Genomic DNA, 12,031 nt, shown 5'->3' on the forward strand with positions numbered 1-12,031 from the left:
GGCTCAGCCGGTGTTTCGCAGCCCCGCCGCCACGCCGTTGATGGAGATGTGGATGCCGCGCTTGACGCGGTCCATGCCCGGGTCGTCGTCGCGGCCGGCGCGGTAGCGGCGCATCAGCTCGACCTGCAGGTGATTCAGCGGGTCGAGGTAGGGGAAGCGGTGCTCGATGGAGCGCGCCAGCGACGGATTGGACGCAAGGCGCCTCTTCTCGCCGGTGATCAGGGTGAGCGCGTCGTGGGTGCGCTGCCATTCGGACTGGATGAGGCCGAAGATGCGGCGGCCGAGCTTGCGGTCCTCGACCAGCTCCACGTAGCGCGCCGCGATGCCCAGGTCGCTCTTGGCCAGCACCATGTCCAGGTTGGACAGCAGGGTGCGGAAGAAGGGCCACTGCCTGTGCATCTTCTGCAGCAGCGCGAGGCGCTCCTTGCGCGACTTCGCCTCCTTGCCGAGCCAGGTCTCGATGGCCGAGCCGAAGCCGCACCAGCCGGGCAGCGCGACGCGGCACTGGCCCCAGCTGAAGCCCCAGGGGATGGCGCGCAGATCCTCGATCGCGCGCGAGGACTTCCGCGACGCCGGCCGCGAGCCGATGTTCAGCTCGGCGATCTCCCGGATCGGCGTGGCGCTGAAGAAGTAGTCGGTGAAGCCCGGCGTCTCGTAGACCAGCTTGCGGTAGGCGGCATAGCTCGCCGCGCTGATCGCGTCGGCGGCCTCGATGAAGGCCTTCGGCGCACTCTTCGTCGGATGCAGCAGCGTGGCCTCCAGCGTGGCCGCGACCAGGGTCTCGAGGTTGCGCAGGCCGATCTCCGGGTGCGCGTACTTCGAGGCGATCACCTCGCCCTGCTCGGTGAGGCGGATCTGGCCGTTCACCGTGCCGGGCGGCTGCGCGAGGATGGCCTGGTAGCTCGGGCCGCCGCCTCGTCCCACGGTGCCGCCGCGGCCGTGGAACAGGCGCAGCGTCAGGCCATGCTCGCGGCCGAGTCCGTCGAACAGCGCCACCAGGTCGATCTCGGCGCGGTAGAGCTCCCAGCTGCTCGTGAAGGTGCCGCCGTCCTTGTTGCTGTCGCTGTAGCCGAGCATGATGTCCTGCTCGGCGCCGGAGGCCTTCATCATCGCCGCGATGCCGGGCAGCGCGTAGTAGTCGCGCATGATCGGCGCCGCGTTGCGCAGGTCGCCGATGGTCTCGAACAGCGGCACGACGATCAGGTCCGTCACCGCACCCTCGTGCAGCTCGCCGCGCATCAGGCCGGTTTCCTTGAGCAGCAGCAGCACCTCGAGCAGGTCGCTGGCGTCCTCGGTGTGCGAGATGATGTAGTGGCGCAGCGCATCGCGGCCGAAGCGCTGCAGCATGCGGCCGGCGGTCTCGAAGATCGCCAGTTCGCTCACCGCGTGGTCGCTGTAGGTGGCGGCGCGCACGCGCAGCGGACGCGCGTCGTTGAGCAGCCGCACCAGCAGGTCGCGCTTCGCCGGCTCGGACAGCGCCGTGTAGTCGGCCTCGATGCGGGACGCCTTCAGCAGCTCGGCGACCACCGCCTCGTGCTTGTCCGAGCTCTGACGCAGGTCCACGGTGGCGAGGTGGAAGCCGAACACCTGCACGGCGCGCATCAGCGGCCGCAGGCGCGGGCCGATCAGTGCGTCGGCATGGTGCGAGCGCAGCGAAGTCTCGATCACGCGCAGGTCGGCGTGGAACTCGGCGGCGTGCAGGTAGGGGCTCTCCGGCGCGACCGCGTGGCGCAGCGCCTCCGTGCCGGTGAGCTCGTGCAGCGTCGCGGCCAGGCGGGCGTACATGCCGATCAGCGCGCGGCGGTAGGGTTCGTCGATGCGATGCTCGCTGCGGTCCGGCGAGCGATCGGCGAGCGAGCGCATCTCGGCCGTCACCGGCGCGAGCATCGCCGACATCGACAGCTCGCCGCCCAGCAGGTGCACCTCGGTCAGGTAGTGGCGCAACACCGTTTCGCTCTGGCGGCGCAGCGCCATCTGCAGCGTGGCTTCGGTGACGAACGGGTTGCCGTCGCGGTCGCCGCCGATCCAGTTGCCCATGCGGAAGAAGCTGGCGATGTCGTGGCCGGGCAGCGCCTGTTCGACCTCGCGGTACATGCGCGGGATCTGGCGCAGGAAGGTCGCGTGGTAGTAGGACAGCGCGTTCTCGATCTCGTCGTCGACGGTGAGCTTGGCGGTGCGCAGCATGCGCGTCTGCCACAGTTGCGTGATGCGTGCGCGGATCAGCGCCTCGTTGTCGGCACGATCGCGCTCGGTGCGCAGTTCGTCGCGCGCGCCGATCAGCTCGGCGATGGCGCGCTCGGCGCCGAGGATGCTCTGGCGCTGCACTTCGGTCGGGTGGGCGGTGAGCACCGGGCTGATGTAGGCGTGGCGCAGCGTCTTGACGATCTCGCTGGCACGGATGTCGGCGCCGGCCAGGCGCTCGAAGGTCATCGCCAGCGAGCCCTCCTGCAGATGGCCCTGGCCCTCGTGATGCATGCGCCGGCGCACGTGGTGGCGGTCCTCGGCGATGTTCGCCAGGTGCGAGAAGTAGCTGAAGGCGCGGATCACGCTGACGGTCTGGTCGCCCGAGAGGTTCTTCAGCAGGCGGTCGAGCGCGCGGCCGGCCTGCGCGTCGCTCTTCAGCCGGTATGCCACCGACAGCTTGCGCACGCGCTCGATGAGCTCGAAAGCCTCCTTGCCCTCCTGCTCGCGGATCACGTCGCCGAGGATGCGGCCGAGCAGCCGAATGTCCTCCACCAGCGGGCGGTTCTTCTCGGCGGCGTCGCTCGCGCTGCGGCGTGTCGCGGTGTTCATGGAACTTCTCCGAAGCTGTAACTTGGTTACGTCGCCCGCATGCTAACAGCCCGGGCTCGGCGGATCGGCTGACGCAAGACGCGGGCCTGCTAGCATGCCGTGCATGGCCGAACCGATCGTCATCGCCACCCGCGAAAGCCGCCTGGCCCTGTGGCAGGCCGAACATGTGCGCGACCTGCTCGCGCAGCGTTTCGGGGCGCAGGTCGAACTGCTGGGCATGACCACGCGCGGAGACCAGATCCTCGACCGCACGCTGTCCAAGGTCGGCGGCAAGGGCCTGTTCGTCAAGGAGCTGGAGACGGCGCTCGAAGAGGGCCGCGCCCACCTCGCGGTGCATTCGCTCAAGGATGTGCCGATGGACCTGCCCGAGGGCTTCGCGCTCGCCGCGGTGCTCCAGCGCGAGGACCCTCGCGACGCCTTCGTCTCGCCGCGCTACGCGAGATTGGCGGAGCTGCCCCAGGGCGCGAAGGTCGGCACCTCTTCGCTGCGCCGCTGGGTGCAGCTCGGTGCACTGCGCCCTGACCTGGTGGTCGAGCCGCTGCGCGGCAACCTCGACACCCGCTTGCGCAAGCTCGACGAGGGACAGTACGACGCCATCGTGCTCGCCGCGGCGGGCCTCAAGCGCCTGGGCCTGGGCGGGCGCATCCGCAGCGTCTTCGAGGCCACCGAAATGCTGCCCTGCGCCGGCCAGGGTGCGCTGGGCATCGAGGTGCGTGCCGACCACCGGACGCTGCTCGAGCAGCTCGCCACGCTCACTCACCGGCCGACCTGGCTGGCCGTGCAGGCCGAACGCGCCGTGTCGCGCGCGATGGGCGGCAGCTGCAGCATGCCGCTGGCCGTGCACGCCAGCTGGCGCGGCGACAGGCTGTGGCTGCGCGCCGCGCTGGGGCACCCGCAGCAACCGCTGGCCGCGCTGCTGCGCAGCGAAGTGGAAGACACGGTGGGCACCGATACGGAGGCGCGCGCGCTCGGCGAGCGCGCCGCGCAGGCGCTGCGCGCACAGGGCTCGGCCGGCTACCTCGCCGAGTCCTGAGCGGCGCGCCATGAAGCTGCTCGTCACCCGTCCCGCGGCGCAGGCGGCCGAGTGGGTGGGGTGGCTGTGCGAGCGCGGCATCGGGGCCGAGGCACTGCCCCTGATCGGCATCTTCCCGCCGCGCGAGGTCGCGCCGGTGCGCGAGGCCTGGGCCGCCTTGGCCACGAAGCGACTGGTGGTGTTCGTCAGCCCGAACGCCGCTGAGCAGTTCTTCGATCTGCGGCCGCCGGCTCTGGCCTGGCCGGAGCACACGCTCGCCGGCTCGCCGGGACCGGGCACCAGCCGTGTGCTGCGCTCGCTGGGCGTGCCGGCGGCATGCATCGTCGAGCCGGCAGCGGACTCGCTGCAGTTCGACTCGGAGTCGCTCTGGCTGACACTGCGCGGACACGACTGGCACGGCGCCGCGGTACTGATCGTGCGCGGAGAGAGCGGCCGCGACTGGCTGGCCGACACCCTGCGCGCGCGCGGTGCGCAGGTCGGCTTCGTCACCGCCTACGAGCGTCGCGCTGCGGTGCTCGACGACGCGCAGCGGGCTCTGCTGCGCGCCGCGCTCGCCGATCCAACGGCGTGGTTGTGGATGTTCAGCAGTTCCGAGTCGATCGACCACCTCGAGTCGCTGGCCCCGGGCAGCGACTGGCGTGCGTCGGTCGCGCTGGCCACGCACCCGCGCATCGCCGCGCGTGCGCGCGCCGCCGGCTTCGGTGCGGTCCATGAATGCCGGCCTTCGCTGGACGCCGTGGTGGCCTGCCTACAATCGATTGGATTCCGATCCCGCAGTCCGACGTGAGCGACACCGCCAACCCCGATCCGAACGACGCCGTCGCGGCACCGCCGAGGCCGGCGCCCACCGCGACGGCGGCCGCTGCCGGCCCGGCGCGCTGGTGGGCGGCGGTAGCCGCCGTGCTGCTCGTGCTCGGCGTGGTGGCGTTGGCATTGGCCTGGAAGACCGACCAGCGTGTTGCCGCGCTCGAACAGGAACTCGTGCAGCGCCAGCAGGAAAGCGCCAAGCAGGCCGTCGAGGCGCAGATGCTCGCCAAGCAGGCGCAGGAAGGCATGGGCGCCGCCGCAGCCAAGGTGGCGCTGCTCGAGGCACGTGTCTCCGAGGTGGCGCTGCAGCGCACCCAACTCGAGGACCTGATCCAGTCGCTTTCCCGCTCGCGCGACGAGAACCTGCTCGTCGACATCGAGGCGGCGCTGCGCATGGCCATGCAGCAGGGCGCCATCACCGGCAGCACCGAGCCGCTGGTGCTGGTGCTGCGCCAGAGCGATGAACGGCTGGCGCGTTACAGCCAGCCGAGGCTGGACGGGGTGCGCCGCGCGATCGCGCGCGACCTCGACCGTGTCAAGGCATCCGGTGCACTGGACATCGCCTCGCTCACCATCAAGCTCGACGAGGCGATGCGCGTCGTCGACGAACTGCCGCTGCTGGCCCGCGCCGAGCCGCGCCGGGACCTGCCGCGCTCGCCCGCCGCGCCGGTGGACATGCCGCGTGCGGCGCAGGCCGCCTCGGCCCCGGCCGGCGGGTGGCTGCCGGCCGCCTGGGGCGAGGCCTGGCGCCGCGTCTCGTCGTCGGTGTGGGCCGAGGCGCGCGCCCTCGTGCGGGTGACGCGCATCGACCACCCCGATGCGGCCTTGCTCGCCCCCGAGCAGGCCTTCTTCGTGCGCGAGAACCTCAAGCTGAAGTTGCTCAACGCGCGTCTGGCGCTGCTCAGCCGCCAGTTCCCCACCGCGCAGGCCGACCTGCAGGCGGCGCAGCAGACGATCGACCGCTACTTCGACCGCAGCACGCGCCGCACCACGGCGGCGAGCGACCTGCTGCGCCAGGTCGCGATGCAGGCCCGCCAGACGGCGCTGCCGCGGCCCGACGACACGCTCGCGGCGCTGGCGACGGCCGCCGCGGGCCGCTGAGCGCAGGCGCGCCGACCCATGCGCACGGTCATCTGGTTCGTGCTGCTGTTCGTGGTGGCGGTGGTCGCCGCGACCACGCTCGGCACCAACGACGGTCTGGTCAGCGTCTACTGGGCCGGACAGCGTCTGGACCTGTCGCTCAACCTCTTCCTGCTCCTGCTGGCCGGCACCTGCGTCCTGCTGGTGACGGTGTTCAATGCGATCGATGCGCTGGTCGGGTTGCCCAGGCGTGCGCGCGAGTGGCGCGTGGCGCGGCGCGACCGCACCGCTCAGGCCTCGTTGCGCGAGGCGCTTGCGCAGTACTTCGGCGGTCGCTACAGCCGGGCCCAGAAGGCGGCGCAGCGCGCGCTGACGATCCAGGCCGACACCCCCGAGCTGGCGCAGGACAACGAGTTCACCGTGCTCGGCCACTTGCTCGCCGCGGGCAGTGCGCACCGGCTGCAGGATCGCGCCGGCCGCGACCGCGCCATCGATCAGGCGCTCGACCTGGCGCGCCACAGCGCCGCTGCACGCTCGGCGGAGGAGGGCGCGAGGCTGCTGGCCGCCGAGTGGGCGCTCGACGATCGCGACGCCGATCGGGCACTGGAACTGCTGGGCGCACTGCCGCTGGGCGTCGCGCGCCGCACCCATGCGCTGCGCCTGCGCCTGCAAGCCACGCGGCTGGGTCGGCAGCCGCAGGAGGCGCTGAAGACGGCGCGTCTGCTCGCCAAGCACCAGGGCTTCTCGAAGGAGGCTGCGCAGGGCCTGCTGCGCTCGCTGGCCTTCGAGTCGCTCGACACGGCGCGCGACGCCGAGCAATTGCGCCGCGTGTGGGCGCAGCTCGACCCGCTGGACCGCCGCGACCCCTACGTCGCCGCGCGTGCTGCCGCGCGGGCGGCCGCCTATGGCGGCAGCGAGGAAGCGCGCGGCTGGTTGCGGCCGTTCTGGGAGCGGTTGGCGGAACTGAGCCCCGACGAGCGCGGTGCGCTCGCCCTGGCACTGGCCGACGCGACCCAGGGTCTGGGCGTCGAGTGGCTGCCCAAGCTGGAGGCGGCGGCGCAGGCCTATGGCCGCGAGGCGGCGATGAGCTTCGCCGTCGGCATGGCGCTGGCCGAACGGCAGCTGTGGGGAAAGTCGCGCCGCCTGCTGGAAGAGTCTGCGGTCGACGACGGCCTGCCGTCCGGGGCGCGGCGCAAGGCCTGGTTGACGCTGGCGCGCATTGCCACCGAGGAGGGCGACGCCGAGCGCGCGGCGCGCGCCTACGAGTCGGCCGCCCTCCTGCCCTGACCGGACGATCCGCCAAAGCCTGCTATACTTTCGGGCTCGCGCGGCTGTAGCTCAGTTGGATAGAGTACTTGGCTACGAACCAAGGGGTCGTGGGTTCGAATCCTGCCAGCCGCGCCAATTAGTTTTTGTAGATCAAAGGGTTAGCTTCTTCGGGGCTGACCCTTTTTTCTTGCTGCGTACCAATCGATGGGCTCTGTACCATTCGATTGGCGCGTGTGCCTGAGCGTGGGCTCACCGCTACCCACGTCGTGTTGCATCGCGCAGCGCTCGTTCAGCGCTCACTTCTTCCCTGCAGCGGCTTGCGCCTCAGGAAGCTTGGCTGAACCGCTTCGTCGGCGATGCTCAGGTGCTCAGTTTCTTCGCGCGCAGCGAGTCGCTCGCTCATCCGAGCCGACGCGTAGCGCGCCTCCTTGAGCATTCTTGCCTCGTCCCGCCGCTGTGCGAGGTCCGCCATCGACGCGAGCACCGCTGCCACCCACGGATTGTCGGCGTAGCGCTGCTGTGCGTCGCGCATGAGCGCCTCTGCTGCGGACCAGTCGCGATGCATCACGGCCTCTCGAACCTGACGCAAAGCGGCCGCGGCATCCACCTCATCGATCCGCCGGCGCACCAGAGCGTCTTCCGTGAGTCCGGCCAATGCGTCCGTGGTCAGGACTGGCAGCGAAAGGTTCACGCGCTCCACCTGAACCTCCTCGTCCGCAAGGCTCCTGGCACTGATGACGGTGCGCAGCAGCGGCATCTGGTTGCCAAGCGCCGGAATCGACCGGGTGTCGACCGTCAACCGGACGACGGCCATGCCTCTGCGCCCCAGGCGAGGTCGGGGAGTCTCCACGTGCCGTCCGAGAACTGGAGGTCGTTGAGCATGGTCGCCGTCACGCCTTCGGGAACGGTCACCGACAGCCTCAAGTCCGATAGGCAGAGGTTGCCCAGCAGGTCCAATTCCTGGACGAACGGGTCCATCAGGTCTTCGGCGGTGTCGCCGTAGTAGCTGTTGCCTCGCCCGGCGCGAGCCATCTCCACCATGAGGTCCTCGTGAAAGTGCTCGCCGAGTCCGCAAGTGCTCGTCGTCACCCCTGCGGCGGCGAGCTCGGCGCACTGCGGTGCGATCTCGTCGATCTTCGTCGGCCCTGCGTTGGCCTTGCCGTCAGACAGAAGGATGACGCGCCGCAGAGCAATGCCCGGCAGGGCGACGAGCGCGTCCGCACCATGCCGCCAGCCACCGTGCAGGTTTGTGGCTCCGCCTTCCACGACCTGTGCGATGGCGGCGCGGATTGCGTCTCCGTCGCCCACTGACTGCGGGGGGTGCAGTTCGGTGATTCGGTTGTCGAATACGACCAGGCCCACTATGTCCGTCGGCCGCAATCGGCCGACCACGTACTCTACGCAGCGCCGTGCCTCGGCCAGTGGCCGGCCAGACATCGATCCGGAGCGGTCCAGCACCAGCGACAAGGCCTGCGGAGGGCGCTCGGACAGTGTTCCTGCCGGTGCATCGGGCGACTGGATTCGGACCAGAACGTCGACCAATTCTGTCTCTCGGTGCAGGCCACCGTTCAGCGGCGTCAGGATCACCTGGGTATTTAACGAGAGAGCTTCGTTCATGGTAGCTCTCCAATCGGGCAGAAGCGGGCATCCTGGCTGGTCACTGGCTCAAAGAGCGAGCGAGCACTCTGCAGGGTCATAGCCAGCGGGCTGTGGAGTCGTTCGATTTCACGATGCTGCTGCTAGCCCCCGGGACTCATCGTCTGAAAGAGCGGAGCCCCGACATCAAGCTCAAGGGTTGAGCTGCCGGACAAGCCCCTGAAATGCGGGGGTTAGCCTTTGGGGGCTCAGGCTATGAGCTTGTCATCATCAAGGCTGACGACATGGCTGGCAGGTGCGCTGTGACGTGTCAAAGGCAGGACGGAACCATTGCTCCTGCGGATAGAGTTAGCGACGTTCACCGGGTGAGCGAATTCTCTTGCAGCGTCATGACCAAAACTGCCCGCGTCTACAAGATTTAGATGCTCATCCGCAATCGCGGGCATGTGAGCTTTCAGACGCTGCTTGATGAGCTGGAGGTTTCGCCGGCCACGCTCAAGCGTGATCTGGACTACTTGAAGGACCAGTTGGGCGCGCCGATCGTGTACGACCGGTACCTCAACGGCTACAGGTTCGGCGAAGAGGCCCGGGGCCAAAAGCACGAGTTGCCCGGCCTGTGGTTCAGTGAGCGGGAGCTCTACTCGCTCTTGATGACTCATCAGCTGCTGAGCGACCTGGACTCTGACGGGGTGATCAGCCGACACCTGCAGCCCCTGCTAGATCGTATTCATCAGATGTTGGGTACGAGCGAGGCCGATACCAAGGAGCTGCTCAAGCGCGTGAAGATCATCGGCTCCGCGAAGCGCCCGGTGCCCAGTCAGTTCTTCGAATTGTTGGGGGAAGCGCTTCTGAAGCGCCGCCGGATTCACCTGCGTTATCTGACGCGCGGGCGTGGCGAGGTGAGCGAGCGTGACGTCTCCCCCCAGCGGCTGATCCATTACCGAAACACTTGGTACCTCGATGCGTGGTGTCATACCCGCGGGAGGCTCCTGCGGTTTGCCCTTGACGCCATAGAGCAGGCGACTGCGCTCGAGGCGAAGGCCAAGGACGTATCGCTCAGGCAGGTTGAGGCCGAAATGGACGGGGGCTACGGCATCTATGCGGGAGCCAAGCGTCAATGGGCCCGGCTTCTTGTCAGGCCCCAGGCGGCCCAATGGATCAGCCGTGAACAGTGGCATCCCAAGCAGCGCGGGCGCTGGCTTGACGACGGAGCGTTCGAGCTTGAAGTCCCGTACACCGATGAAACCGAGATTGCGATGGATATCCTCCGCCAAGGCGATCAGCTTGCCGTGCTGTCTCCCGCAGCGTCCGCGTTGGCCTATGCTTAGACGCTAGGAGCGTCGTGGGCTGCACTGGCAGAACTCCCCGGGCGGGAGATTGCTAGCGCCTTAGTCAAAAAGGGGACGCTGCATAGTGCAACGGTGACACCGCACCTTGGCACTGTCACCAGAGGACTACACGGTGCACGGTCCCAGTTGCCGTTTGACCACGCCGACTAGGGTCAGAGTAGGGCTACGTCTAGGCGCCGCCGGATTCCCTAGAGCTGAAGCCTTGGGTGATAGTTCAACGGGGACGCCTCACCTTGGCGCGGTCACCAGAGAACCGCATCGGTGAGCGTCACCGTTGGACCGAGTGGGCAGCGTCACCGTTGAACTACGTCTCCAGCGTGACCGGAGGACTGCGTCGCCCAGCACACCCGCAGGACTTCGTCTAGGCGTCGCCACGCTCGTTAGCGTGAAGGCGCTGGTTCGTCGTTCAACGGGGACGCTTGACCCTGGCACCGTCACCGGAGGGCCGCATAGGGCAGCGTCACCGTTGGACTACGCCTGGGCTCCGGGCTTAAGCCAGCGTCCCTAGTGCAACGCTGACACCTGAGCCTGGCAGCGTCACCAGAGGACTACCCCGCTCAACGTCGCCGGTACCGTTGAACTACGTCGAGCAGGGTCACCGTTGAACTACGTCGCAGCCGGACTCCCGAGGGTTGAGGCCCTGGGTCGTAGTTCAACGCTGACGCTGCATAGTTCAACGCTGACGTCTCACCCTGGCACCGTCACGAGTGGACTACACCGCTCACGGCTACCGCTACCGCTACCGCTACCGTCGAACTACGTCTAGCAGGGTCACCTACCGCTGCAGTCATCACAATCGCCGAAGGCGTGGCTCTATCGCACAGAAGCGAGTCGCTAACGATTCAGCAACTCATGCATCGTGCGGCCCGGGCAGCGATGCGCGCAAAGTTCGAGGCGCGCCGGAACCACGTGCACGTCGCCTGACCTAGTGAGCAAGGCGCGAAGGGGCGAGGGCCAGTATGCAGCAGGCTTCTTCGCAGCGTTTGCAGTCGTTCAATCTCCGCCTCTTGGCTGACCGCCAACGGCCAATAGCTGAAGTTCGCCGTTGTCCGCTTTAGGGCAGGTCTTCCCGACCGCGGCGGTGGTCGGGTTTCAATCCCTATGCTTCCGCCCGAGCGCTGGGCTCATCTCTCGTTGCATAGCCCGCCAGACGCGCTCAAGACCCGCGCACATCCATGGCTGTCCGTCCCGGAACACCCGCCACTGCCTTACGTCCCTTGGGTTCGGCTCGAAGTGCAAGGACCAAGAGACGCCTCCACAACAGAAGGTCCAATCGAAGGGCTGTCGGCCATCTTGGGGGGCGTCCAAGGTCGGAAGTGGCCCGACATTCTCAGTGCGGAGTCGTCGCTGTTCGGCGCGAGCATCACGCTCAGCACGACTTGCAGGGCGATAGCGGCGCATGCTCAAATGTTAAGCAGAGTTCGTAAACAATCCGCATACATCACGTTAGGCCGCACAACCGGAGTACCGAGGTCCCTCGATGGATGTCTATACCTTCAGCGTTGCCGACAACACAAACATCTGGGCTGCAGTTGGCGCGCAAATGTGGGCCATCTCAGAGAAGCAGGCTGCCAACCCTTCAAATCAAGGGAAGGCGAGGAAGTTTCAGATCGGTTCCATAGGCTTGTTCTACTGCGTCGAGGAGGAGTCTCTAACCACTCCCTTCATCGTGACGAGTGCGCCGCGCTTCAATGAGCAGGTCGTCAACATCTGGAAGGGTACCTGGGCCTTACCTTTTGGCATCCATCCCTTCGGTAACCCCAATCGGCAACTGAAGGTCGCAGCGCTAGCCGAGCGCCTTCCGAGCTTGCGAGCCGAGAAGCGCTCATGGACTACCTTGTTCCACGTTTCGCCAATGACCATCTTCGCTGCGTCACACCTAACGCAAGAGGACTGGGCGCTTCTTGTTCAAGAGCTCGCCGTCACGAGTGCGGCCTAACCCTTCGCTCGAGCGGACCTCTACCGGCAAGCCGCTTGGCCCGCGCGCCAGCCAGTGTCATCATCCGTCGCGCGGGCCAAGCGCCTTCCCGGCGCTCGCGCCTCAGCTCAAACGTTAGGCCTCAAGTGACCCAAGCAGTAGCGCCTCGTCCCAATCAAGCACTCG

9 protein-coding genes and 1 tRNA gene are annotated in these 12,031 nt (G+C 67.9%); 7 read left to right on the forward strand and 3 right to left on the reverse strand.

The annotated features are described in order from the left end of the window. Window positions 1-3: 3 nt before the first annotated feature. Window positions 4-2,793, reverse strand: a complete 2,790-nt coding sequence (gene ppc / locus Q0599_RS22665; protein ID WP_298834760.1) for a phosphoenolpyruvate carboxylase — start codon at window positions 2,791-2,793, stop codon at window positions 4-6. Window positions 2,794-2,896: 103 nt separating this feature from the next. Between ppc and hemC the strand changes: the two genes are divergently transcribed. From hemC to Q0599_RS22690, 5 genes are all read left to right on the forward strand, one after another. Next, window positions 2,897-3,826: a hydroxymethylbilane synthase gene (gene hemC / locus Q0599_RS22670; RefSeq protein WP_298834762.1), complete on the forward strand. Its 930-nt coding sequence runs from the start codon at window positions 2,897-2,899 to the stop codon at window positions 3,824-3,826. Between the two features lie 10 nt (window positions 3,827-3,836). Then, on the forward strand, window positions 3,837-4,613 hold the full coding sequence (locus tag Q0599_RS22675) for a uroporphyrinogen-III synthase (RefSeq protein WP_298834764.1): 777 nt from the start codon (window positions 3,837-3,839) through the stop codon (window positions 4,611-4,613). Continuing rightward, window positions 4,610-5,734, forward strand: a complete 1,125-nt coding sequence (locus Q0599_RS22680; RefSeq protein WP_298834766.1) for a uroporphyrinogen-III C-methyltransferase — start codon at window positions 4,610-4,612, stop codon at window positions 5,732-5,734. Before Q0599_RS22675 ends, Q0599_RS22680 begins: the two co-directional genes overlap by 4 nt. 18 nt (window positions 5,735-5,752) lie before the next feature. Further along, entirely contained in the window at window positions 5,753-7,000 is a 1,248-nt protein-coding gene (locus Q0599_RS22685) for a heme biosynthesis HemY N-terminal domain-containing protein (RefSeq protein ID WP_298834768.1), read from the forward strand. 40 nt (window positions 7,001-7,040) lie between these two features. Next, window positions 7,041-7,117: transfer RNA gene (locus tag Q0599_RS22690), tRNA-Arg, on the forward strand. Window positions 7,118-7,271: 154 nt separating this feature from the next. Here Q0599_RS22690 and Q0599_RS22695 read toward each other — a convergent pair. Then, window positions 7,272-7,796 (reverse strand): hypothetical protein, encoded by a 525-nt coding sequence (locus Q0599_RS22695; protein ID WP_298834770.1) that lies wholly within the window; start codon window positions 7,794-7,796, stop codon window positions 7,272-7,274. Further along, a complete protein-coding gene (locus Q0599_RS22700; RefSeq protein ID WP_298834772.1) occupies window positions 7,778-8,599 on the reverse strand; it encodes a VWA domain-containing protein in 822 nt (273 codons plus the stop codon). Before Q0599_RS22700 ends, Q0599_RS22695 begins: the two co-directional genes overlap by 19 nt. Before the next feature lie 401 nt (window positions 8,600-9,000). Here Q0599_RS22700 and Q0599_RS22705 point away from each other — a divergent pair, with 401 nt between their 5' ends. Next, the gene (locus tag Q0599_RS22705) at window positions 9,001-9,906 is read left to right on the forward strand and encodes a YafY family protein (RefSeq protein WP_298834774.1); all 906 of its coding nucleotides are present in this window, start codon (window positions 9,001-9,003) and stop codon (window positions 9,904-9,906) included. 1,501 nt (window positions 9,907-11,407) lie between these two features. Beyond that, window positions 11,408-11,866, forward strand: a complete 459-nt coding sequence (locus Q0599_RS22710) for a hypothetical protein (protein WP_298834775.1) — start codon at window positions 11,408-11,410, stop codon at window positions 11,864-11,866. Window positions 11,867-12,031: the final 165 nt, after the last annotated feature.

The sequence above is a fragment of the uncultured Piscinibacter sp. genome (assembly GCF_937952055.1).
Classification (GTDB): domain Bacteria; phylum Pseudomonadota; class Gammaproteobacteria; order Burkholderiales; family Burkholderiaceae_C; genus Piscinibacter.

Coding starts and splice junctions, on each gene's coding strand:
- ppc (WP_298834760.1), bottom strand. CDS start 2,793: ATGAACACCGCGACACGCCGCAGCGCGAGCGACGCCGCCGAGAAGAAC.
- hemC (WP_298834762.1), top strand. CDS start 2,897: ATGGCCGAACCGATCGTCATCGCCACCCGCGAAAGCCGCCTGGCCCTG.
- Q0599_RS22675 (WP_298834764.1), top strand. CDS start 3,837: ATGAAGCTGCTCGTCACCCGTCCCGCGGCGCAGGCGGCCGAGTGGGTG.
- Q0599_RS22685 (WP_298834768.1), top strand. CDS start 5,753: ATGCGCACGGTCATCTGGTTCGTGCTGCTGTTCGTGGTGGCGGTGGTC.
- Q0599_RS22695 (WP_298834770.1), bottom strand. CDS start 7,796: ATGGCCGTCGTCCGGTTGACGGTCGACACCCGGTCGATTCCGGCGCTT.
- Q0599_RS22700 (WP_298834772.1), bottom strand. CDS start 8,599: ATGAACGAAGCTCTCTCGTTAAATACCCAGGTGATCCTGACGCCGCTG.
- Q0599_RS22705 (WP_298834774.1), top strand. CDS start 9,001: ATGCTCATCCGCAATCGCGGGCATGTGAGCTTTCAGACGCTGCTTGAT.
- Q0599_RS22710 (WP_298834775.1), top strand. CDS start 11,408: ATGGATGTCTATACCTTCAGCGTTGCCGACAACACAAACATCTGGGCT.